Origin of the sequence: Micromonospora sp. NPDC005203 (genome assembly GCF_042872705.1) — a bacterium.
Lineage (GTDB): Bacteria > Actinomycetota > Actinomycetes > Mycobacteriales > Micromonosporaceae > Micromonospora.
The window spans coordinates 527,188-548,940 of sequence record NZ_JBIAKV010000002.1; the positions used below are offsets into that span (position 1 = coordinate 527,188).

A 21,753-nucleotide genomic window follows, 5' to 3' on the forward strand; every position below is an offset into this window, starting at 1 on the left:
GATTGAAGTGGCCGCCGCAGACGCGCTCGCCAAGGTACGCAACATCGGCATCATGGCGCACATCGATGCCGGTAAGACCACGACCACCGAGCGGATCCTGTTCTACACCGGCATCACGTACAAGATCGGTGAGGTCCACGAGGGCGCTGCCGTCATGGACTGGATGGAGCAGGAGCAGGAGCGTGGTATCACCATCACCTCCGCTGCTACCAAGTGTGAGTGGAAAGACCACACGATCCAGATCATCGACACGCCCGGTCACGTCGACTTCACGGTCGAGGTCGAGCGGTCGCTGCGGGTCCTGGATGGCGCGGTCGCGGTCTACGACGGTGTCGCCGGCGTGGAACCGCAGACGGAGAACGTCTGGCGGCAGGCCGACAAGTACAACGTCCCGCGGATGTGCTTCGTCAACAAGCTCGACCGGACCGGCGCCGACTTCTTCCGCTGCGTGCAGATGATGATCGACCGGTTGAACGCCACCCCGCTGGTGCTCCAGATCCCGATCGGGCTCGAGGGTGACCACATCGGTGTCGTCGACCTGATCGGCATGCGCGCGCTCACCTGGCGCGGGGAGACCCAGAAGGGTGACGACTACGCGATCGAGGAGATCCCGGCCGAGCTGGCCGACTCCGCGGCCGAGTGGCGCGAGAAGCTGATGGAGACCCTGGCTGACGTCGACGACGCGGTGATGGAGAAGTACCTGGAGGGCGAGGAGATCTCCGACGCGGAGATCAAGGCGGCCATCCGGCGTGCCACCATCGCCGGCAAGGCCAACCCGGTGCTCTGCGGCTCGGCGTTCAAGAACAAGGGCGTTCAGCCGATGCTCGACGCCGTTGTCGACTTCCTGCCGTCGCCGCTCGACGTTCCGGCGATCGAGGGTACGGCCACCGACGGCGAGACCCCGTTGCTGCGGAAGCCGTCCAACTCGGAGCCCTTCTCCGGCCTGGCGTTCAAGATCCAGACGGACAAGCACCTCGGTAAGCTCACCTACGTGCGGGTCTACTCCGGCACGCTCGATTCCGGTTCCCAGGTGGTCAACTCCACCAAGGACCGCAAGGAGCGCATCGGCAAGATCTACCAGATGCACGCCAACAAGCGGGAAGAGCGTCCGTCGGCGCAGGCCGGCGACATCATCGCCGTGCAGGGTCTCAAGCAGACCACCACCGGCGACACGCTCTCCGACCCGGCGAACCCGGTGATCCTGGAGTCGATGACCTTCCCGGAGCCGGTCATCTCGGTGGCGATCGAGCCGAAGACCAAGTCCGACCAGGAGAAGCTGGGCACCGCCATCCAGCGCCTGGCCGAGGAGGACCCGACCTTCCGCGTCCAGCTGGACGAGGAGACCGGTCAGACGGTCATCTCCGGCATGGGTGAGCTGCACCTGGACATCCTGGTCGACCGGATGCGCCGCGAGTTCAACGTCGAGGCCAACGTCGGCAAGCCGCAGGTGGCGTACCGCGAGACCATCCGCCGCAAGGTGGACAAGGTCGAGTACACCCACAAGAAGCAGACCGGTGGTTCCGGCCAGTACGCCCGCGTGATCGTGAGCGTCGAGCCGCTGCCGCTGGACAACGACTCGCCGACCTACGAGTTCGCCAACGCCGTCAGCGGCGGCCGGATCCCCCGGGAGTTCATCCCGTCGGTGGACGCCGGTGCGCAGGACGCGCTGCAGTACGGCATCCTGGCGGGCTTCCCGCTGGTCGGCGTGAAGCTGACCCTGCTGGACGGCCAGTACCACGAGGTCGACTCGTCGGAAATGGCATTCAAGATCGCCGGCTCGATGGTGATGAAGGACGCGGCCCGCAAGGCCGATCCCGCGTTGCTCGAGCCGATGATGGCCGTTGAAGTCACCACTCCTGAGGAGAACATGGGTGACGTCATCGGTGACCTCAACTCCCGCCGCGGCATCATCCAGGCGATGGAGGAGCGCAGTGGCGCCCGCATCGTCAAGGCTCTGGTGCCGTTGTCGGAGATGTTCGGCTACGTCGGCGACCTGCGGTCGAAGACCCAGGGCCGGGCTAGCTACAGCATGCAGTTCGACTCCTACGCCGAGGTTCCGCAGAGCGTCGCGAGGGAGATCATCGCCAAGGCAACGGGCGAGTAACGCCCTGAGCAGGTGATTCGTGGTTGGTCGCGGGTAGGTTCGCCCGCCCGCGGCCACCACGATCGGATCGCGTGAGACCGGGCCTGTAGGCTTCATCGCCGCAGAACCCACAAAGGCTCTCCGACCGTCAGGTCGGAAAGGCTGTCGACAGAGTCCTAAGCGCCGACCGGCGCGCCGGGCGTACGAACCAAGAAGTCCACAGGAGGACACCAGTGGCGAAGGCTAAGTTCGAGCGGACTAAGCCGCACGTCAACATCGGCACCATTGGTCACATCGACCACGGTAAGACGACGCTGACGGCGGCCATCACCAAGGTCCTGCACGACCAGTTCCCGGACCTGAACCCCTACACGCCGTTCGACGAGATCGACAAGGCGCCGGAGGAGAAGGCCCGCGGCATCACGATCTCGATCGCGCACGTCGAGTACCAGACCGAGGCGCGGCACTACGCGCACGTCGACTGCCCCGGCCACGCGGACTACATCAAGAACATGATCACCGGTGCCGCGCAGATGGACGGCGCGATCCTGGTGGTCGCGGCGACCGACGGCCCGATGCCGCAGACCCGCGAGCACGTGCTGCTGGCCCGTCAGGTTGGCGTGCCGTACATCGTCGTGGCGCTCAACAAGAGCGACATGGTCGATGACGAGGAGCTCCTGGAGCTCGTCGAGCTCGAGGTTCGTGAGCTGCTCTCCTCGCAGGAGTACCCGGGTGACGACCTGCCGGTCGTTCGGGTGTCGGCGCTGAAGGCCCTCGAGGGTGACCCCGAGTGGACCGGCAAGCTGCTGGACCTGATGACCGCTGTCGACACCTCGATCCCGCAGCCGGAGCGCGAGGTCGACATGCCGTTCCTGATGCCGGTTGAGGACGTCTTCACGATCACCGGTCGTGGCACCGTCGTCACCGGTCGCGTGGAGCGCGGCGTTCTCCTGCCGAACGAGGATGTTGAGCTCGTCGGTATCAAGGAGAAGAGCTTCAAGACCAAGGTCACCGCGATCGAGATGTTCCGGAAGACCCTGGACGACGCTCGCGCAGGCGAGAACGTCGGCCTGCTGCTGCGTGGCACCAAGCGCGACGAGGTCGAGCGCGGCATGGTCGTCGTGAAGCCGGGCTCGAACACCCCGCACACGGAGTTCGAGGCGACGGTCTACATCCTCTCCAAGGAGGAGGGTGGCCGTCACACCCCGTTCTTCCAGAACTACCGTCCGCAGTTCTACTTCCGGACCACGGACGTTACCGGTGTCGTCACCCTTCCCGAGGGCACCGAGATGGTCATGCCGGGCGACAACACGTCCATGTCGGTGAAGCTGATCCAGCCCATCGCCATGGAGGAGAACCTCAAGTTCGCGATCCGCGAGGGTGGCCGTACCGTCGGCGCCGGGTTCGTCACCAAGATCATCAAGTGAACTAGGTAACCCCGATTAGACCCGCCGCCAGTCGTGCGGCATACTAGTCAGGTTGCGTAACGACAGTTCGTCGCCTGTGTTCGGCTTTCGCTGAACCTCCGGGTGGCGAGTTCAGTCGAGCGTAGGGTGGTTGGCGGCCCAGTCGTCAACCACCCTCGCACGGCGTTCAGGTCGCGGTAATGCGATCGGCGCCTTGACCCACCGCGCGGTCAGCACCACTCCGGAACCACGGGGCGGAGCCCGGCCCGAGGGCGCGACACGCCCGACCGCGGGGGTCGGCGAAGTGGGCCTGTGCCAGCCGGCACAGGCGCCCGCAACACAGCGGCATCGAGAGAAGGAACAGAAGCCACCATGGCGGGACAGAAGATCCGCATCCGGCTCAAGGCCTATGACCACGAGGTCGTCGACTCCTCGGCTCGGAAGATCGTCGAGACGGTGACGCGCACCGGGGCGCAGGTCGCAGGCCCGGTGCCGCTGCCCACGGAGATCAACCGTTTCTGCGTTATCCGCTCGCCGCACAAGTACAAGGACTCGCGCGAGCACTTCGAGATGCGCACGCACAAGCGGCTGATCGACATCATCGACCCGACCCCGAAGACGGTCGACTCGCTCATGCGCCTCGACCTGCCGGCTGGCGTCGACATCGAGATCAAGCTGTAGGGACCGGACAAATGGACAGGCAAGTCAAGGGGATCCTGGGCGCCAAGCTCGGCATGACCCAGGTCTGGGACAACAACCGTGTTGTTCCCGTGACCGTGGTCGAGGCCGGCCCGTGCGTCATCAGCCAGGTTCGTAGCGCCGAGAAGGACGGTTACTCCGCGGTCCAGCTGGCCTACGGCACCATCGACCCGCGCAAGGTCAAGAAGCCGATCAGCGGGCACTACGCCAAGGCGGACGTGGCGCCGCGCCGGCACATCGTCGAGCTGCGCACCACGGACGCCGGGGAATACTCGCTCGGCCAGGAAGTCACTGTCGAGGAGTTCCCGGCCGGCGTCACCATCGACGTCACCGGCAAGACCAAGGGCAAGGGCTTCGCCGGCGCGATGAAGCGGCACGGCTTCCACGGTCTGGGCAGCAGCCACGGTGTCGAGCGCAAGCACCGCTCGCCCGGTTCCATCGGCGCCTGCGCCACCCCGGGTCGTGTCTTCAAGGGCACCCGGATGGCCGGCCGGATGGGTGGCGTTCGCTACACCGTGCAGAACCTGACCGTCCAGGCGGTCGACACCGAGAACAACCTCCTGCTCGTCCGGGGTGCCATTCCTGGCCCCAAGGGCGCGCTGGTTCTGGTCCGTACCGCGGCCAAGATCAAGGTGAAGAAGGGCGGTGCGGCCAAGTGACCACCGTTGACGTGCGCACCGTCGAAGGCACCACCAGCAGCTCCGTCGAGCTGCCGGCGGACATCTTCGACGTGCAGGCCAACGTCGCGCTGATGCACCAGGTCGTGGTGGCCCAGCTCGCGGCGGCCCGACAGGGCACGCACAAGACCAAGACCCGCGCCGAGGTTTCTGGTGGCGGCAAGAAGCCGTACAAGCAGAAGGGCACCGGTCGCGCCCGGCAGGGCTCGATCCGCGCGCCGCAGTTCGCCGGCGGTGGCGTCGTGCACGGTCCCGTGCCGCGTGACTACAGCCAGCGGACCCCGAAGAAGATGAAGGCCGCCGCTCTGCGGGGTGCCCTCTCTGACCGGGCCCGCGCCGGGCAGGTGCACGTCGTCGAGGCGTTCGTCTCGGGCGAGAAGCCGTCGACCAAGGCCGCCCTGGCCACGCTGACCAAGCTCACCGAGGCCCGTCGGGTCCTGGTCGTGCTGAGCAGCACCGACGAGCTGAACTGGGTGTCGCTGCGCAACGAGTCGCGCGTGCACCTGATCGAGTCCGGCCAGCTGAACACGTACGACGTGCTGGTGGCCGACGACGTGGTCTTCACCAAGGACGCCCTGGACGAGTTCCTGGGCGTGCCCGCCGAGACCACCGAGGAGGGTGGCAAGTGAGCACGATCGCCGACCCGCGCGACATCATCGTGGCGCCGGTCGTCTCGGAGAAGAGCTACAGCGAGCTGAACCGGAACTGGTACACCTTCCTGGTGCACCCGGACGCGAACAAGACCGAGATCAAGATCGCTATCCAGCAGATCTTCAACGTCCGCGTCCTGACGGTCAACACGCTCAACCGCCAGGGTAAGCGCAAGCGCACCAAGACCGGCTTCGGTCAGCGCAAGGCGACCAAGCGGGCGATCGTGAAGCTGGCTGACGGTGACCGCATCGAGGCCTTCGGCGGCCCGGTCAGCTGAGGGGTGTAGACAATGGCTATCCGTAAGTACAAGCCGACGACGCCGGGCCGACGTGGCTCGAGTGTCGCTGACTTCGCCGAGATCACCCGGTCCACGCCGGAGAAGTCGCTGCTGGTTCCGCTGCCGAAGAAGGGCGGGCGTAACGCCCACGGCCGGATCACCACGCGGCACCACGGCGGCGGTCACAAGCGCCAGTACCGTCTGATCGACTTCAAGCGGGTCGACAAGGACGGCGTGCCGGCGAAGGTCGCTCACATCGAGTACGACCCGAACCGCACGGCGCGCATCGCGCTGCTGCACTACGCCGACGGCGAGAAGCGGTACATCATCGCGCCGAAGGACCTGAAGCAGGGCGACCGCGTCGAGTCCGGACCGGGCGCCGACATCAAGCCGGGTAACAACCTGCCGCTGCGCAACATCCCGGTCGGTACCACGGTCCACAACGTGGAGCTGCGTCCGGGTGGCGGGGCCAAGCTGGCCCGGTCCGCCGGCGTCGGTATCCAGCTGCTCGGCCGCGAGGGCGCGTACGCGACCCTGCGTATGCCGTCCGGCGAGATCCGGCGGGTGGACGTTCGCTGCCGCGCAAGCGTCGGCGAGATCGGCAACGCCGACCAGTCGAACATCAACTGGGGCAAGGCCGGCCGGATGCGGTGGAAGGGCAAGCGCCCGACCGTCCGTGGTGTCGCCATGAACCCGGTCGACCACCCGCACGGTGGTGGTGAGGGTAAGACCTCCGGTGGTCGCCACCCGGTCAACCCGCAGGGTAAGCCCGAGGGCCGCACCCGCCGTAAGGGCCAGCCGAGTGACCGGCTGATCGTCCGCCGCCGCTACGCCACGCGTAAGCGCGGCTGAGGGAGATAAGACATGCCTCGCAGCCTGAAGAAGGGCCCGTTCGTCGACGACCACCTGCTCAAGAAGGTGGAAGTACAGAACGACAAGGGCTCCAAGAACGTGATCAAGACCTGGTCGCGGCGTTCGACGATCATCCCCGAGATGCTGGGGCACACGATCGCCGTTCATGACGGACGCAAGCACGTCCCGGTGTTCGTGACCGAGGCGATGGTCGGGCACAAGCTCGGCGAGTTCGCGCTGACCCGTACGTTCAAGGGTCACGAGAAGGACGACCGGAAGAGCCGTCGGCGCTGACGCCGCGGGCATACGGATAGAGGGAACAAGGGGTTACAGCGATGCCAGGAAAGGGCGACGCTCCGGTGCTTCCGGGCGCGCGGGCGGTTGCGCGGCACGTGCGCATCTCGCCGATGAAGGCGCGCCGGGTGGTCAACCTCGTCCGCGGCCTGCCCGCGAAGGAGGCGCTCACGGTGCTGCAGTTCGCGCCGCAGGCTGCGAGCGAGCAGGTGTACAAGGTGCTCGCTAGCGCGATCGCCAACGCGGAGAACAACGAGCGGCTGGACCCCGACGCGCTGCTCGTCAGCGAGGCCTTCGTGGATGAGGGCCCGACGATGAAGCGGTTCCAGCCGCGGGCGCAGGGTCGGGCGTACCGAATCCGCAAGCGCACCTGCCACATCACCGTGGCGGTCGAAGCGGTCGCGCCGGCAGCGCCGAGGAAGGCCGCGGCGAAGAAGGCCGCCCCGGCCACGGAGGCCGCACCGGCCGAAGCGCAGAGCAAGACGGAGGACGCCGAGTAATGGGTCAGAAGGTTCACCCCACTGGGTTCCGGCTCGGCATCTCGACCGACTGGAAGTCCCGCTGGTTCGCGGACAAGCTCTACAAGGACTACATCGGCGAAGATGTCAAGATTCGCCGGATGATGTCCAAGGGCCTCGAGCGAGCCGGCATTTCCAAGGTCGACATCGAGCGCACCCGCGACCGGGTTCGGGTCGACATCCACACCGCCCGGCCGGGCATCGTCATCGGCCGTAAGGGTGCGGAGGCCGACCGGATCCGCGGCGAGCTTGAGAAGCTCACCGGCAAGCAGGTTCAGCTGAACATCATCGAGGTGAAGAACCCCGAGTCGGACGCTCAGCTGGTCGCGCAGGGCGTGGCCGAGCAGCTGTCCAGCCGGGTCAGCTTCCGTCGGGCGATGCGCAAGGCCATGCAGTCGGCGATGAAGAACCCGGTCTGCAAGGGCATCCGGGTTCAGGTCTCGGGTCGCCTCGGCGGCGCCGAGATGAGCCGGACCGAGTTCTACCGTGAGGGCCGGGTTCCGCTGCACACGCTGCGGGCCAACATCGAGTACGGCTTCTTCGAGGCTCGTACCACGTTCGGCCGGATCGGTGTGAAGGTCTGGATCTACAAGGGCGACGCCGTCCCGGGCCGGGAGGCTCCGGCCGAGGCCGGTCCGTCCCGCCCGCGTCGTGGTGAGCGTGGCGACCGTCCCGAGCGTCCGCGTCGTGGCCGGTCGGGTTCGTCCGGCACCACGGCCGGTGGCACCGAGGCCGGGCGGGCTGCTGCGACCACCATCGCGCAGCAGGCCGAGACGCCGAGCGGCGAGCCGGTGGACAGCGCAGCTGTCGCCGCCGCGGCTGCTCCGGCAGAAACGCAGCAGGAGGGCTGACAGATGCTGATGCCGCGCAAGCCCCCGAAGGGCTTCCGCAAGCCGCACCACCCGGACCGCAGTGGCGCGTCCAAGGGTGGTAACCGGGTGGTGTTCGGCGAGTTCGGGATCCAGGCTCTCGAGCCGGCGTACGTGACGAACCGGCAGATCGAGTCGGCACGTATCGCGATGACTCGCCACATCAAGCGTGGTGGCAAGGTCTGGATCACGATCTTCCCGGACCAGGCCCTCACCAAGAAGCCTGCCGAGACCCGGATGGGTTCCGGTAAGGGTTCGCCCGAGTGGTGGGTCGCCAACGTCAAGCCGGGGCGGGTTCTCTTCGAGATGTCCTTCCCCAACGAGCAGACCGCGCGAGAGGCCATGCGTCGCGCGATCCACAAGCTCCCGATGAAGTGCCGCATTGTTACGCGCGAAGTGGGTGAATCCTGATGGCAGCGGGCGTTAAGGCGACCGAGCTGCGTGAGCTCTCCGAAGAGGAGCTGGTCACGAAGCTGCGGGAGGCCAAGGCGGAGCTGTTCAACCTCCGCGTGCAGGCCGCAACCGGGCAGCTCGACAACAACCGGCGGTTGCAGGTCATCCGTCGGGAGATCGCCCGGATCTACACGATCATGCGTGAGCGCGAGCTGGGGCTCTCGGCCGCGCCGACTGAGGTGACTGCATCATGACCGAAGAGACCGCCACCGCCGCCGCGCGGTCGCGCCGCAAGGTCCGCGAGGGCCTGGTGATCAGCGACAAGATGGACAAGACCGTCGTCGTCGAGGTCGAGGACCGGGTTCGGCACGCGCTGTACGGCAAGATCATGCGCCGTACGGCCAAGCTGAAGGTGCACGACGAGCAGAACGCCGCTGGCACCGGTGACCGGGTTCTCATCATGGAGACCCGGCCGCTGAGCGCCACCAAGCGTTGGCGGATCGTGGAGATCCTGGAAAAGGCCAAGTAGCGAAGGCTCGATCTTGCCCGGCGTTGCGTCGGGCGTAGGTTCCGCCAGGCTCCGGCCGCTACGGCGGCCGGAGAACCGGCAGACATAGGAGATAGACGTGATTCAGCAGGAGTCGCGACTGCGCGTCGCCGACAACTCGGGTGCTCGGGAGATCCTGTGCATCCGGGTTCTCGGTGGCTCGGGTCGGCGCTACGCGAGCATCGGCGACGTCATCGTGGCCACGGTCAAGGACGCGATCCCGGGTGCCGGTGTGAAGAAGGGCGACGTCGTCAAGGCGGTCGTCGTTCGCACGGCCAAGGAGAGGCGTCGGCCGGACGGCTCGTACATCCGCTTCGACGAGAACGCCGCCGTCATCATCAAGGACGGCGGGGACCCGCGTGGTACCCGCATCTTCGGCCCGGTGGGCCGGGAACTGCGGGACAAGCGGTTCATGAAGATTATTTCCCTCGCGCCGGAGGTGTTGTGACCGTGAAGGTCAAGAAGGGCGACACGGTCGTCGTCATCGCCGGCAAGGACAAGGGTGCCAAGGGCAAGGTCATTCAGGCCTACCCGCGGCAGGACAAGGTCCTGGTCGAGGGCGTGAACCGGGTCAAGAAGCACACCCGCATCAGCACCACCCAGCGTGGCGCCAAGACCGGCGGCATCGTCACTCAGGAGGCCCCGATCCACGTCTCGAACGTGCAGGTCCTGGACTCCGACGGCAAGCCGACCCGCGTCGGTTACCGGATCGACGACAACGGCCAGAAGGTCCGCATCGCGCGTAGCACCGGTAAGGACCTGTGATGACCACGGCTACCGAAAAGACCCTGCCGCGCCTCAAGGAGCGGTACCGCAACGAGATCGTGGCCCAGCTGCGCGAGCAGCGCAGCTACGGCAACCCCATGCAGGTGCCGCGGCTGGTCAAGATCGTCGTCAACATGGGTGTCGGCGAGGCTGCTCGCGACGCCAAGCTGATCGACGGCGCGGTCCGCGACCTCGCCACGATCACCGGCCAGAAGCCGCAGGTGCGGCGGGCGACCAAGTCCATCGCGCAGTTCAAGCTGCGTGAGGGCATGCCGATCGGTGCGAAGGTGACCCTTCGCGGCGACCGGATGTGGGAGTTCCTGGACCGGCTGCTGTCCATCTCGCTGCCGCGTATCCGCGACTTCCGCGGTCTGGACGGGCGCAAGCTGGACGGGCACGGCAACTACACGTTCGGTCTGACCGAGCAGTCGGTGTTCCACGAGATCGACCAGGACCGGATCGATCGCCAGCGGGGCATGGACATCACGGTGGTCACGACCGCCACGACCGACGACGAGGGCCGGGCGCTGCTCAAGCTCCTGGGCTTCCCGTTCAAGGAGAACTGAGATGGCCAAGAAGGCGCTGATCATCAAGGCGGCCGCGAAGCCGAAGTTCTCGGTTCGCGCGTACACCCGCTGCCAGCGGTGCGGGCGTCCGAAGGCGGTCTACCGCAAGTTCGGGCTCTGCCGGGTCTGCATCCGGGAGATGGCTCACCGCGGTGAGCTGCCGGGCGTGTCCAAGGCTTCCTGGTAAGGGCGACCGCGTCCCGGCCGTCGGCCGGGAACTCCTGCACCGATTAGGTATTGCTCTTCGCCGTAGGCCCGGGGCTGATGCCCCGGGAACCCCGGCGAGAAAGGCTGACGAAATCCATGACGATGACCGACCCGATCGCAGACATGCTCACGCGTCTGCGTAACGCCAACCAGGCGTACCACGATCAGGTGAAGATGCCCTACTCCAAGATCAAGGCGAACATCGCCGAGGTCTTGAAGGCCGAGGGTTACATCGCCACCTGGTCGGTCGAGGAGCCCGAGGAGGGTGCCGTCGGCAAGCGACTGGTCGTCGAGCTGAAGTACGGCCAGAACCGCGAGCGGAGCCTGGCCGGCATCAAGCGCGTGTCCAAGCCCGGTCTCCGGGTGTACGCCAAGTCGGACGGGCTCCCGCGGGTGCTCGGTGGGCTGGGCGTGGCGATCATTTCGACGTCCCAGGGGCTGCTGACCGACCGGCAGGCCCGCAAGCGGAGTGTTGGCGGGGAAGTCCTCGCCTTCGTCTGGTAACGGGAGACTGGTAGAAATGTCGCGAATTGGACGTAAGTCGATCCCGGTACCGGCCGGCGTCGACATCACGATCGACGGGCAGACCGTCAAGGTCAAGGGCCCCAAGGGCCAGCTTGAGCACACCCTCGCCGAGCCGATCACGGTCGAGCGGGCCGAGGATGGGCAGCTGAACGTCAACCGGCCGAACGACGAGCGCAAGGCCAAGGAACTTCACGGCCTGAGCCGTACGCTGGTTGCCAACATGATCGTCGGGGTCACCGAGGGCTACCGCAAGAGCCTGGAGATCGCCGGCACCGGTTACCGGGTCACCGCCAAGGGTTCGGACCTCGAGTTCGCGCTCGGGTTCTCGCACCCGGTGGTCGTCCCCGCCCCGGCGGGCATCACCTTCACGGTGGAGCGGCCGACCCTGTTCCACGTGGCTGGCATCGACAAGCAGCAGGTCGGTGAGGTCGCCGCCAACATCCGGAAGATCCGCCCGCCGGAGCCCTACAAGGGCAAGGGCGTGAAGTACCAGGGCGAGGTCATCCGCCGCAAGGCCGGAAAGGCAGGTAAGAAGTGAGCGCCACGCTGCTCAAGCGCCGCCGCGGTGTCGCCGCCAAGCGCGCCGTTGGGCGTGCGCGTCGGCACTTCCGCGTCCGCAAGAACGTCAGCGGTACGTCCGAGCGTCCGCGTCTGGTCGTCACCCGTTCGCTGCGGCACATGGTCGCCCAGATCGTCGACGACACCAAGGGCCACACCCTGGCGTCGGCGTCGACCCTGGACGCCTCGCTGCGCGGTACGGAGGGCGACAAGAGCGCCCTCGCCGGCAAGGTGGGCGCACTGCTCGCCGAGCGGGCCAAGGCCGCCGGCGTCTCCAAGGTCGTCTTCGACCGCGGCGGCAACCGGTACGCGGGGCGAGTCGCCGCGCTTGCCGACGCCGCCCGCGAAGCCGGGCTCGAGTTCTAACAACCCCGTCACGAGAGATAAGGAAGGCTGCTGATGCCAGGTCAACAGCGCCGTGGCGGCGGGTCCGGTGGCAACGAGGGTGGTCGCCGCGACAACCGCCGTGAGGGCGGCCGCGGAAACGCGCCCGTCGAGAAGACCCCGCACCTTGAGCGGGTCGTCGCGATCAACCGCGTCGCCAAGGTCGTGAAGGGTGGTCGTCGCTTCAGCTTCACCGCCCTCGTGATCGTGGGCGACGGCGACGGCACGGTCGGCGTGGGCTACGGAAAGGCCAAGGAGGTGCCCGCGGCCATCGCCAAGGGTGTCGAGGAGGCCAAGAAGCACTTCTTCAAGGTCCCGCGGATCGGTCAGTCGATCCCGCACCCGGTGACGGGTGAGGACGCCGCTGGCGTCGTGCTGCTCAAGCCGGCCTCGGCCGGTACGGGTGTCATCGCCGGTGGTCCGGTGCGCGCCGTGCTGGAGTGCGCCGGGATCCACGACGTGCTCTCGAAGAGCCTCGGCTCCTCGAACCCGATCAACATCGTGCACGCCACCGTGGCGGCCCTGAAGGGGCTCGAGTCCCCCGAGCAGGTCGCGGCGCGTCGTGGTCTGCCGGTGGAGGACGTCGCGCCGGCCGCCATGCTGGCGTCGCGTGCGGGGGTGGCGCGCTGATGGCACGTCTGAAGGTCACCCAGCTCCGGTCCGGTATCGGGACCAAGCACAACCAGCGTGAGTCGCTGCGTTCGCTCGGTCTCAAGCGGATCAACGACGTGGTGGTCAAGGAGGACCGGCCCGAGATCCGCGGCATGATCTTCACTGTGAGCCACCTCGTGAAGGTCGAGGAGGTCGAGTAATGACGATCAAGGTTCACCACCTGCGCCCGGCGCCCGGATCCAAGACCGCGAAGACCCGTGTGGGTCGCGGTGAGGGTTCCAAGGGCAAGACCGCCGGTCGCGGTACCAAGGGTTCCAAGGCCCGGAAGAACATCTCGGCGGCGTTCGAGGGTGGGCAGATGCCCATCCACATGCGCCTGCCGAAGATGAAGGGCTTCAAGAACAAGTTCAAGGTGGTCTTCCAGGTGGTCAACCTGGACCGACTCGCTGAGCTGTTCCCGAACGGTGGTCAGGTCGGCCCGCTGGAGCTGGTTGAGTCCGGCGCGGTCCGCAAGGGTCACCCGGTCAAGGTCCTCGGCACCGGGGACCTCGGCGGAGTGGCGCTCCAGGTGACCGCGCACGCGTTCAGTGCGTCGGCCAAGGAGAAGATCGCCGCCGCCGGTGGCTCCGCCACCGAGCTGTAAGGCGTACCGCCCATGGCGCCCGTCCAGTTGTGAGCAACTGACGGGCGCCATGGTCTGCCTGGGCCTCAAGTGCCCGGTAACATCGGAATCGATTTATGTAGTCGGGCGCATCTGCCCGGACCGGGGTCGGACTGTTAGAGTCCCATCCCAGCCATGGATTGCGGGCACTCGCCCGTGATCCACCCCCACCCGCCAGGGATCACCGGCGGCCCGCCTCGCGCAGGAGGAAGAAGTTGCTGTCCGCCTTTCTCAGTGCGTTCCGTACGCCTGACCTGCGCAAGAAGCTGCTGTTCACAGTAGGCATCATCGCGGTCTACCGGCTGGGTGCGACGCTCCCCAGCCCGGGCGTCTCGTACGGCAACGTGCAGAAGTGCCTCGACTCCATCTCGGGTGACACGACGGGCCCGCTGAATCTGCTCAACCTCTTCTCCGGCGGAGCGCTGCTACAGCTCTCGGTCTTCGCGCTGGGCATCATGCCCTACATCACCGCGTCGATCATCCTGCAGCTGCTGACCGTCGTGATCCCACGGCTGGAGCAGCTCCGCAAGGAGGGCCAGGCCGGCCAGGCGAAGATCACGCAGTACACCCGCTACCTGACCCTCGGTCTCGGTGTGCTGCAGGCCTCGGCGTTCGTGGCGCTGGCCCGCTCGGGCCAGCTGTTCCAGAACCGCTGCGACCAGTTCCCGATCATCCCGACCGGCACCGGCATCCCGGACTGGCTGACCCTGACCATCCTGGTGATCACCATGACCGCCGGCACCGGCATGGTCATGTGGCTCGGCGAGCTGATCACCGACCGGGGCGTCGGCAACGGCATGTCCGTCCTGATCTTCACCTCGATCGCGGCCCGGCTGCCCGGCGAGGGCTGGCAGATCAAGACCAGCCAGGGTTGGGGCAAGTTCGCCCTCGTCATCGCGCTGGTCCTGGTGGTCATCACCGCGGTCACCTTCATCGAGCAGGCGCAGCGCCGGATCCCCGTGCAGTACGCCAAGCGGATGATCGGCCGGCGGATGTACGGCGGCACCTCGACCTACATCCCGCTGAAGGTCAACCAGGCGGGTGTGATCCCGGTCATCTTCGGCTCGTCCCTGCTCTACCTGCCGCAGCTGGCCCTGCAGTTCTTCGACCAGAACGATCCGGGCAAGGTCCAGGCGTGGATCCAGAACAACCTGGTCGCTCCGAACAGCCCGATCTATATCTCGGTCTACTTCCTGCTGATCATCTTCTTCACGTACTTCTACGTCTCGATCACGTTCAACCCGACCGAGGTCGCGGACAACATGAAGAAGTACGGCGGGTTCGTGCCGGGCATCCGGCCGGGCAAGCCGACGGCCGACTACCTGGACTTCATCCTCAGCCGGATCACCCTGCCGGGCGCGCTCTACCTCGGCATCATCTCGATCCTGCCGAACTTCTTCTTCATCTGGCTGGACAGCCAGCAGTACCAGAACTTCCCGTTCGGTGGCACCGCTGTGCTCATCATGGTCGGCGTCGGTCTGGAGACCGTGAAGCAGATCGAGAGCCAACTCATGCAGCGGAACTACGAAGGGTTCCTGCGGTAGATGAGACTCGTTCTGGTTGGCCCGCCGGGTGCGGGTAAGGGCACGCAGGCTGAGTTCGTCGCTGCGCACCTATCGGTACCCAAGATCTCGACCGGAGACATCTTCCGCTCGAACGTCACCCAGGGCACGCCGCTCGGCGTCGAGGCGAAGCGCTACATGGACGCAGGCGAGCTGGTTCCGGACGAGGTAACCATCAACATGGTCCGGGACCGGCTGGCCGAGCCCGACGCCAGCGAGGGTTTCCTGCTCGACGGCTTCCCGCGGACCACTCCGCAGGCGGCCGCCCTGGACAAGCTCCTCGCCGACCTGGGCACCGCGCTGGATCTCGTCCTGGAGCTGGTGGTCGACGACGACGAGGTGATCCGGCGGCTCTCCGGTCGGCGTACCTGCCGGGGCTGCGGCAAGATCTGGCACGTCGAGTTCGACGCCACCACCCGGTCGGGTATCTGCGACAGGTGCGGCGCCGAGCTGTTCCAACGCGACGACGACAAGCCAGAGACGATCGCCACCCGGCTTCGTGAGTACAGCGAGAAGACCGCGCCCCTGGTCGACTACTACGGCGCTCAGGGCAAGCTGGTCGGGATCGACGCCACCGGCCCGGTGGAGGACGTCACCACCCGGGCCATCGACGCACTGCGGTCGTACGGCGGCTGAGGTCCTGCCGGACCACGGCGGATAGAGTGCGAACAGCGGGGTACGCATGACGTGCCCCGCTGTTCGGCAACGAAAGGTAATCGCTCCATGCGTCGTCCCCAGCTGGACATCCAGCTGAAGACCCCTGACCAGATCGAGAAGATGCGGGCCGCCGGGCTGGTGGTCGCCGAGGCGCTCCGCCGGATGCGGGAGGCAGTCGCCCCGGGCGTGAGCACCGCCGATCTGGACGCCATCGCCGAGTCGACCATCCGCGAGGCCGGTGGTGTGCCGTCGTTCAAGGGCTACCACGGTTTCCCGGCGTCGATCTGCTCCTCGGTCAACGAGCAGATCGTGCACGCGATCCCGTCGCCGACGCAGGTGCTCGAGGCTGGTGACCTGATCTCGATCGACTGCGGCGCGGTGCTGGACGGGTGGCACGGCGACTCCGCCATCACCGTCGGGGTCGGCGACGTCGACCCGGCGCTGCTGAAGATGGCCGAGGTCGCCGAGGACGCCATGTGGGCCGGCATCGCCGCCGCCGCGCGCGGCGCGGCCAGCGGCAAGGGCCGGCTCACCGACATCTCGCACGCCGTGGAGAGCGCCGTTCGCAAGGGCGGCCGGTACGGCATCGTCGACGGCTACGGCGGGCACGGCATCGGCACCGAGATGCACCAGGACCCGCACGTGCTCAACCACGGCCGGCCGGGCAAGGGTCCACGTCTGGTGCCGGGCATGGCGTTGGCCATCGAGCCGATGATCACCATGGCGTCCCCGCGTACGGTCGAGTTGGCCGACGGCTGGACGGTCGTCACCCGGGACGGCTCGATCGCGGCGCACGTCGAGCACTCGATGGCCCTGCTGCCGGACGGCGTGTGGGTGCTCACTGCCTTCGACGGCGGCCGGGCCCGCCTGGGTGACCTGGTGACCGCCCGCCAACCAGCAGCCTCCACCACCCCGTAATCCCCACGCCGCCCCACTCGAGCCCCGCCCCACCCCGTCCGCCCACCCCCGCTGATCCTGGGGTTACGGCGCGATACGCCGCTGCCCGGCCGATAGCCCCATGATCGACCGGCGATCGGCGATCGGCGATCGGCGATCGGCGATCGGCGATCGGCGACCGGCGACCGGCGGGGGCGGTTTGGTGGCGCGCGGGGGTGGCTTGGGAGTGGCATGCTTGCCGGCATGGACGGGCGCGACGGAATGCGAGCCGCGGACGCGGACCGTGCGGCGGTGGCGGAACGGCTGCGGGTCGCCCTCGACGAGGGTCGACTGGACCTGCACGAGTACGACGAGCGGTTGCAGCGGGCCTACGCGGCCCGGACGTACGCCGAGTTGGAAGCTCTGCTCACCGATCTGCCGCCGGTGACGCCGCCGCAGTCGTCGGTCCTGGCGCCGGCATCGGTCGGTGGACCGGCGGTCAGCCCGCTGGCCGGCCAGCCCGACCAGGTGCCGACCGGTGACGCCACCGCACGTTGGTTGGGTGAGGTGTGGCTGCCGTACCTGAAGGTGATCGCCATCGTGGTGGCCATCTGGGCGGTGACGTCGGTGCTCAGCCAGCAGTTGCTCTACTTCTGGCCAGGCTGGGTGGCGGGGCCCTGGGGTGCGGTGCTGGTGGTGCGTACGGTCACCGGGTTGGCCGGGGGAGAGCCCCGGCGTCAGGCGATCGAGCGGGCGCGGCGGCGGCAGCGCAAACGGGCGAAGCGGGAACGCCGGCGGGAGCTGCGGTCCGCTGAATCGAACGAACGGGACGATCCGCAGCCGGCTGGCTGACCACCCGCGACGTCGCCTCGGGCTGGGAGTGGCCGGGGTCACCGATCGACAGGCGACCTCGTGGAGATCAACTGGCCCTCGGATGGGGCTCAGCACCTGAGCCGGCGGCGTGTTGGGTGGCCGGTTTGGCGTGCGACTACAGGCCGGCGTACACTTTCAGATCGGCGCACAGCGTCCACTCCGGCATGCCCACCCTGCGCTTCGGTGGGAGCTGGAGCCGCGGCTGGCGCGGTCTTCTGATTCTGGTCAGATTTCCGTGTAAGACGTTGTGGGCCGCCCGGAGCAATCGACGTCAGGACAGCGGAGGACATGCCGAAAAAAGACGGAGCCATTGAGATCGAGGGTCGGGTCATCGAGCCTCTGCCGAACGCCATGTTCCGGGTGGAGCTCGCGAACGGCCACAAGGTGTTGGCTCACATCAGCGGCAAGATGCGGCAGCACTACATCCGCATCCTTCCGGAGGACCGGGTCGTCGTCGAACTCTCGCCGTACGACCTGACCCGCGGGCGCATCGTCTACCGCTACAAGTAGTCCTGACGACGGCCGGGAAGTCCCGTGTCTGTCTTCGACGTCCGGTGTCGCGTGGAGCGCGTCCCTGGGCCAGATGGGAAGTAAGGCAACCGTGAAGGTCAACCCGAGCGTCAAGAGGATCTGCAACAAGTGCCGGGTTATCCGCCGGCACGGCCGGGTCATGGTCATCTGCAGCGACCCGCGCCACAAGCAGCGCCAGGGCTGACTCAGCCGTCCGGCCGGAACACGGCCGGGTGGTGTTGGTCCAGGCAGTCCGCAGCGACACACACATCACACATGCTCGTCCCAGCCGCGAGCGGTACGCCAGACGTACCTCAGCGTGGCTGACCCCCGGTCGGAGGCCGGGGCCCGCTCGGGCAGCGACCGATCCCGGTCGCCGGCGCTCACCGCGTCGGAAAGACGGGACGGCCGGTAGCGGGGTGGGACGGGTCCACACCTCCGCCACACATCACGAGGAGTACGCCCGCACATGGCTCGTCTAGTCGGCGTGGATCTCCCCCGCGAAAAGCGGTTGGAGATCGCGCTCACCTACATCTTCGGGGTCGGTCGCACCCGTTCCCTGGAGACACTCGCCGCTACCGGCATCTCGCCGGACAAGCGCGCTCGGGACCTCACGGACGAGGAGCTCGTGCAGCTCCGCGACCACATCGAGGGCAACTACAAGGTTGAAGGCGACCTGCGCCGCGAGGTCGCCGCTGACATCCGCCGCAAGGTTGAGATCGGCTGCTACGCCGGCATCCGGCACCGCCGGGGCCTGCCCGTGCGTGGCCAGCGGACCAAGACCAATGCCCGGACCCGCAAGGGCCCGAAGCGGACCGTCGCCGGCAAGAAGAAGCCCGGCAAGAAGTAGTTCTTGACCGGATGACGGGGTCGGCCGCCGCCGAGGTGGGTCAGGCCGCAACCCAATCCGGAAAGTCAACTAGGAGCGCACAGACTTATGCCACCGAAGGCTCGTGCCGGAGCCGCTGTAAAGAAGGTCCGGCGCAAGGAACGCAAGAACGTCGCCCACGGGCAGGCGCACATCAAGAGCACGTTCAACAACACCATCGTGTCCATCACGGACCCGACCGGTGCGGTCATCGCTTGGGCCTCCGCTGGCCAGGTGGGCTTCAAGGGCTCCCGCAAGTCGACTCCGTTCGCCGCGCAGCTGGCCGCCGAGGCTGCCGCGCGTCGTGCCATGGAGCACGGCATGCGCAAGGTCGACGTGTTCGTCAAGGGCCCCGGCTCCGGCCGGGAGACCGCCATCCGTTCGTTGCAGGCCGTCGGGCTGGAGGTCGGCCAGATCGCCGACGTCACCCCGCAGCCGCACAACGGATGCCGTCCGCCCAAGCGTCGTCGGGTCTGAGAGGTAGAGAGAGATGGCTCGTTACACCGGTGCAGACTGCCGCCGTTGCCGGCGGGAGAAGATGAAGCTGTTCCTCAAGGGCAGCAAGTGCGATGGTCCGAAGTGCCCGTTCGAGTCCCGGCCGTTCCCGCCCGGGCAGCACGGCCGCGGCCGCACGAAGGAGACGGAGTACCTGCTCCAGCTCCGCGAGAAGCAGAAGGCCCGCCGGGTTTACGGCGTGCTGGAGAAGCAGTTCCGCGGTTACTACGAGGAAGCCGTTGGCAAGCAGGCGAAGACCGGTGAGGTCCTCCTGCAGATCCTCGAGTCGCGGCTGGACAACGTCGTTTACCGGGCCGCCTACGCCCACTCGCGGGACATGGCCCGCCAGCTGGTCAAGCACGGTCACTTCACGGTGAACGGCAAGAAGGTCGACATCCCGTCGTACCGCGTCAAGGAGCACGACATCATCGAGGTTCGGGGCAAGAGCAAGGAGCTCACCCCGTTCGTCATCGCGCAGGCTCAGGCCGGCTCGAAGACGGTTCCGGCGTGGCTTGAGGCCATCCCGAGCCAGATGAAGGTGCTCGTGCACTCCCTCCCGGCCCGGCAGGTCATCGACACGCAGGTCCAGGAACAGCTGATCGTCGAGCTCTACTCCAAGTAGTCCGAGCTCGTTCGGTGGCCCGCCCTCCGGGGCGGGCCACCGGAACAGTTTGTGTCGTGGGCGTCAAATAGCGGGCGTCCCGGAAGAGAAGAGAAAAGATGCTCATCAGTCAGCGGCCCTCCCTCTCCGAGGAGTCGATCAACGAGACCCGGTCGCGGTTCGCCATCGAGCCGCTCGAGCCGGGCTTCGGCTACACCCTGGGTAACTCGCTGCGGCGCACGCTGCTGTCGTCGATCCCGGGCGCGGCCGTCACCTCGATCAAGATCGACGGTGTCCTGCACGAGTTCACCACGATCCCCGGTGTCAAGGAGGACGTGGTCGAGCTCGTCATGAACATCAAGGAGCTGTGCGTCAGCTCCGAGCACGACGAGCCGGTCAGCATGTACCTGCGCAAGCAGGGCCCGGGCGACGTGACCGCGGGCGACATCCAGCCGCCGGCCGGCGTCTCGGTGCACAACCCGGATCTCAAGCTCGCCACCCTCAACGGCAAGGGCCGGCTCGACATGGAGCTGACCGTCGAGCGGGGCCGGGGCTACGTGACGGCGGCGCAGAACAAGCAGTCCGGCGCCGAGATCGGCCGTATCCCGGTCGACTCGATCTACTCGCCGGTGCTGAAGGTGACCTACCGCGTCGAGGCGACCCGTGTCGAGCAGCGCACCGACTTCGACCGGCTGATCATCGACGTCGAGACCAAGCCGTCGATGGGTCCGCGTACCGCGCTGGCCTCCGCCGGTTCGACGCTTGTCGAGCTGTTCGGGCTGGCCCGGGAGCTGGACGAGACCGCCGAGGGCATCGACATCGGGCCGTCCCCGCAGGACGCCCAGCTGGCGGCGGACCTGGCCCTGCCGATCGAGGAGTTGGACCTCACCGTCCGCTCCTACAACTGCCTCAAGCGCGAGGGCATCAACTCCGTTGGTGAGCTCATCGGGCGTACCGAGGCCGACCTCCTCGACATTCGCAACTTCGGTCAGAAGTCGATCGACGAGGTCAAGATGAAGCTCGCCGGGATGGGTCTCGGGCTGAAGGACTCGGCTCCGAACTTCGACCCGGCGAACGTCGTGGACACCTTCGGCGAGGCCGACTACGACACCGACGACTACCGCGAGACCGAGCAGCTCTAGTCCGCGCTGCCGCCACAACTGAGGAGCACCAAAAATGCCCACGCCCACCAAGGGCCCCCGCCTCGGCGGCAGCCCCTCGCACGAGCGGCTGATGCTCGCCAACCTGGCGACCGCGCTGTTCCAGCACGGCAAGATCCAGACCACCGAGACGAAGGCCCGTCGGCTGCGTCCGCTGGCCGAGCAGCTCATCACCAAGGCCAAGCGCGGTGACCTCGCCTCGCGGCGGCGGGTGCTGGGTGTCGTCAAGGACAAGGACGTGGTCTACGCCCTGTTCGACCAGATCGCGCCCCGGTACTCCAACCGCCCCGGCGGTTACACCCGGATCGTGAAGACCGGTCCGCGCAAGGGTGACAACGCGCCGATGGCCATCATCGAGCTGGTGGAGGAGCTTCAGGTCGCCGAGCCCAAGGTGAACAAGAAGACCGCCTCCCGCAAGGCCGCGCAGCAGGACAAGGTCGAGGCGCTCGCCCCGGTCGAGGAGACCCCGCAGTCGGCCTCGACCGACCAGGACTCCGAGGCGCCGGTGTCGGCGTCCGGTGACACCGACGCCGCCCGCGAGGACAGCGACGAGGCCACCGAGAACAAGGCCTGATCAAGGGCAACGTCGGGCCCGGCACCCCTCACG

General features: G+C 67.3%; 34 protein-coding genes. All 34 read left to right on the forward strand.

The window, feature by feature from the left end; all coding sequences use genetic code 11:
- Positions 1–7: 7 nt before the first annotated feature.
- The 34 genes from fusA (at position 8) to rplQ (ending at position 21,720) form a co-directional block, all read left to right on the forward strand.
- Positions 8–2,104 carry an elongation factor G gene (gene fusA, locus ACFYPM_RS07720; protein ID WP_387192302.1) on the forward strand — a complete coding sequence of 699 codons (2,097 nt, stop codon included), beginning with the start codon at positions 8–10 and terminating at the stop codon, positions 2,102–2,104.
- Positions 2,105–2,316: 212 nt separating this feature from the next.
- Positions 2,317–3,510, forward strand: coding sequence for an elongation factor Tu (gene tuf, locus ACFYPM_RS07725; protein WP_357253575.1), 1,194 nt, complete (start codon positions 2,317–2,319; stop codon positions 3,508–3,510).
- A 351-nt stretch (positions 3,511–3,861) separates the two neighbouring features.
- Complete coding sequence (gene rpsJ / locus ACFYPM_RS07730) at positions 3,862–4,170, forward strand: 30S ribosomal protein S10 (RefSeq protein WP_007073037.1); 309 nt, start codon at positions 3,862–3,864, stop codon at positions 4,168–4,170.
- Positions 4,171–4,181: 11 nt separating this feature from the next.
- Positions 4,182–4,847, forward strand: coding sequence for a 50S ribosomal protein L3 (rplC, locus tag ACFYPM_RS07735; protein WP_184178725.1), 666 nt, complete (start codon positions 4,182–4,184; stop codon positions 4,845–4,847).
- Entirely contained in the window at positions 4,844–5,494 is a 651-nt protein-coding gene (gene rplD, locus ACFYPM_RS07740) for a 50S ribosomal protein L4 (protein ID WP_387192305.1), read from the forward strand. Before rplC ends, rplD begins: the two co-directional genes overlap by 4 nt.
- Positions 5,491–5,793 carry a 50S ribosomal protein L23 gene (gene rplW / locus ACFYPM_RS07745; RefSeq protein WP_007465304.1) on the forward strand — a complete coding sequence of 101 codons (303 nt, stop codon included), beginning with the start codon at positions 5,491–5,493 and terminating at the stop codon, positions 5,791–5,793. The genes rplD and rplW overlap by 4 nt, the downstream gene beginning before the upstream one ends.
- Before the next feature lie 12 nt (positions 5,794–5,805).
- Complete coding sequence (gene rplB / locus ACFYPM_RS07750; protein WP_357253573.1) at positions 5,806–6,645, forward strand: 50S ribosomal protein L2; 840 nt, start codon at positions 5,806–5,808, stop codon at positions 6,643–6,645.
- A 12-nt stretch (positions 6,646–6,657) separates the two neighbouring features.
- Positions 6,658–6,939, forward strand: a complete 282-nt coding sequence (rpsS, locus tag ACFYPM_RS07755; RefSeq protein ID WP_007465299.1) for a 30S ribosomal protein S19 — start codon at positions 6,658–6,660, stop codon at positions 6,937–6,939.
- A gap of 41 nt (positions 6,940–6,980) precedes the next feature.
- Positions 6,981–7,439, forward strand: coding sequence for a 50S ribosomal protein L22 (rplV, locus tag ACFYPM_RS07760; RefSeq protein WP_007465297.1), 459 nt, complete (start codon positions 6,981–6,983; stop codon positions 7,437–7,439).
- Positions 7,439–8,308 carry a 30S ribosomal protein S3 gene (gene rpsC / locus ACFYPM_RS07765; RefSeq protein WP_007465294.1) on the forward strand — a complete coding sequence of 290 codons (870 nt, stop codon included), beginning with the start codon at positions 7,439–7,441 and terminating at the stop codon, positions 8,306–8,308. Before rplV ends, rpsC begins: the two co-directional genes overlap by 1 nt.
- Before the next feature lie 3 nt (positions 8,309–8,311).
- Positions 8,312–8,737, forward strand: coding sequence for a 50S ribosomal protein L16 (rplP, locus tag ACFYPM_RS07770; protein ID WP_053653940.1), 426 nt, complete (start codon positions 8,312–8,314; stop codon positions 8,735–8,737).
- Positions 8,737–8,973 carry a 50S ribosomal protein L29 gene (gene rpmC, locus ACFYPM_RS07775; RefSeq protein ID WP_007465283.1) on the forward strand — a complete coding sequence of 79 codons (237 nt, stop codon included), beginning with the start codon at positions 8,737–8,739 and terminating at the stop codon, positions 8,971–8,973. The genes rplP and rpmC overlap by 1 nt, the downstream gene beginning before the upstream one ends.
- Entirely contained in the window at positions 8,970–9,248 is a 279-nt protein-coding gene (rpsQ, locus tag ACFYPM_RS07780; protein WP_030489590.1) for a 30S ribosomal protein S17, read from the forward strand. Before rpmC ends, rpsQ begins: the two co-directional genes overlap by 4 nt.
- A 97-nt stretch (positions 9,249–9,345) precedes the next feature.
- Positions 9,346–9,714 (forward strand): 50S ribosomal protein L14, encoded by a 369-nt coding sequence (gene rplN / locus ACFYPM_RS07785; protein ID WP_357253571.1) that lies wholly within the window; start codon positions 9,346–9,348, stop codon positions 9,712–9,714.
- Entirely contained in the window at positions 9,711–10,031 is a 321-nt protein-coding gene (gene rplX / locus ACFYPM_RS07790; protein ID WP_172899047.1) for a 50S ribosomal protein L24, read from the forward strand. Before rplN ends, rplX begins: the two co-directional genes overlap by 4 nt.
- Positions 10,031–10,597: a 50S ribosomal protein L5 gene (gene rplE, locus ACFYPM_RS07795; protein WP_110563094.1), complete on the forward strand. Its 567-nt coding sequence runs from the start codon at positions 10,031–10,033 to the stop codon at positions 10,595–10,597. Before rplX ends, rplE begins: the two co-directional genes overlap by 1 nt.
- A 1-nt stretch (position 10,598) precedes the next feature.
- A complete protein-coding gene (locus ACFYPM_RS07800) occupies positions 10,599–10,784 on the forward strand; it encodes a type Z 30S ribosomal protein S14 (protein WP_007465272.1) in 186 nt (61 codons plus the stop codon).
- Between the two features lie 116 nt (positions 10,785–10,900).
- The gene (gene rpsH, locus ACFYPM_RS07805) at positions 10,901–11,308 is read left to right on the forward strand and encodes a 30S ribosomal protein S8 (protein ID WP_007465270.1); all 408 of its coding nucleotides are present in this window, start codon (positions 10,901–10,903) and stop codon (positions 11,306–11,308) included.
- Between the two features lie 16 nt (positions 11,309–11,324).
- Positions 11,325–11,867: a 50S ribosomal protein L6 gene (gene rplF / locus ACFYPM_RS07810; RefSeq protein WP_266246314.1), complete on the forward strand. Its 543-nt coding sequence runs from the start codon at positions 11,325–11,327 to the stop codon at positions 11,865–11,867.
- Positions 11,864–12,253 carry a 50S ribosomal protein L18 gene (gene rplR / locus ACFYPM_RS07815; protein WP_357080808.1) on the forward strand — a complete coding sequence of 130 codons (390 nt, stop codon included), beginning with the start codon at positions 11,864–11,866 and terminating at the stop codon, positions 12,251–12,253. The genes rplF and rplR overlap by 4 nt, the downstream gene beginning before the upstream one ends.
- A 33-nt stretch (positions 12,254–12,286) precedes the next feature.
- Complete coding sequence (gene rpsE, locus ACFYPM_RS07820; RefSeq protein ID WP_007465263.1) at positions 12,287–12,901, forward strand: 30S ribosomal protein S5; 615 nt, start codon at positions 12,287–12,289, stop codon at positions 12,899–12,901.
- Positions 12,901–13,083 carry a 50S ribosomal protein L30 gene (gene rpmD / locus ACFYPM_RS07825; RefSeq protein ID WP_007465262.1) on the forward strand — a complete coding sequence of 61 codons (183 nt, stop codon included), beginning with the start codon at positions 12,901–12,903 and terminating at the stop codon, positions 13,081–13,083. Before rpsE ends, rpmD begins: the two co-directional genes overlap by 1 nt.
- A complete protein-coding gene (gene rplO, locus ACFYPM_RS07830) occupies positions 13,083–13,526 on the forward strand; it encodes a 50S ribosomal protein L15 (protein WP_357253568.1) in 444 nt (147 codons plus the stop codon). Before rpmD ends, rplO begins: the two co-directional genes overlap by 1 nt.
- A gap of 233 nt (positions 13,527–13,759) precedes the next feature.
- Entirely contained in the window at positions 13,760–15,088 is a 1,329-nt protein-coding gene (gene secY / locus ACFYPM_RS07835) for a preprotein translocase subunit SecY (RefSeq protein WP_357253566.1), read from the forward strand.
- On the forward strand, positions 15,089–15,742 hold the full coding sequence (locus ACFYPM_RS07840) for an adenylate kinase (RefSeq protein WP_387192314.1): 654 nt from the start codon (positions 15,089–15,091) through the stop codon (positions 15,740–15,742).
- Positions 15,743–15,829: 87 nt separating this feature from the next.
- Positions 15,830–16,681 carry a type I methionyl aminopeptidase gene (map, locus tag ACFYPM_RS07845; protein ID WP_357253564.1) on the forward strand — a complete coding sequence of 284 codons (852 nt, stop codon included), beginning with the start codon at positions 15,830–15,832 and terminating at the stop codon, positions 16,679–16,681.
- 222 nt (positions 16,682–16,903) lie between these two features.
- Positions 16,904–17,491, forward strand: coding sequence for a DUF1707 domain-containing protein (locus ACFYPM_RS07850; protein WP_387192316.1), 588 nt, complete (start codon positions 16,904–16,906; stop codon positions 17,489–17,491).
- Between the two features lie 309 nt (positions 17,492–17,800).
- Entirely contained in the window at positions 17,801–18,022 is a 222-nt protein-coding gene (gene infA / locus ACFYPM_RS07855) for a translation initiation factor IF-1 (protein ID WP_007073013.1), read from the forward strand.
- Positions 18,023–18,113: 91 nt separating this feature from the next.
- Positions 18,114–18,227: a 50S ribosomal protein L36 gene (gene rpmJ, locus ACFYPM_RS07860; RefSeq protein ID WP_076466651.1), complete on the forward strand. Its 114-nt coding sequence runs from the start codon at positions 18,114–18,116 to the stop codon at positions 18,225–18,227.
- 264 nt (positions 18,228–18,491) lie between these two features.
- On the forward strand, positions 18,492–18,872 hold the full coding sequence (gene rpsM / locus ACFYPM_RS07865) for a 30S ribosomal protein S13 (RefSeq protein WP_327033940.1): 381 nt from the start codon (positions 18,492–18,494) through the stop codon (positions 18,870–18,872).
- An 87-nt stretch (positions 18,873–18,959) separates the two neighbouring features.
- Entirely contained in the window at positions 18,960–19,367 is a 408-nt protein-coding gene (rpsK, locus tag ACFYPM_RS07870; protein WP_354944325.1) for a 30S ribosomal protein S11, read from the forward strand.
- A 13-nt stretch (positions 19,368–19,380) separates the two neighbouring features.
- Positions 19,381–20,007 carry a 30S ribosomal protein S4 gene (gene rpsD, locus ACFYPM_RS07875; RefSeq protein WP_387192319.1) on the forward strand — a complete coding sequence of 209 codons (627 nt, stop codon included), beginning with the start codon at positions 19,381–19,383 and terminating at the stop codon, positions 20,005–20,007.
- Positions 20,008–20,105: 98 nt separating this feature from the next.
- A complete protein-coding gene (locus ACFYPM_RS07880) occupies positions 20,106–21,128 on the forward strand; it encodes a DNA-directed RNA polymerase subunit alpha (RefSeq protein ID WP_053653923.1) in 1,023 nt (340 codons plus the stop codon).
- 34 nt (positions 21,129–21,162) lie between these two features.
- A complete protein-coding gene (gene rplQ / locus ACFYPM_RS07885) occupies positions 21,163–21,720 on the forward strand; it encodes a 50S ribosomal protein L17 (protein ID WP_387192323.1) in 558 nt (185 codons plus the stop codon).
- The last annotated feature ends 33 nt before the right edge of the window (positions 21,721–21,753 follow it).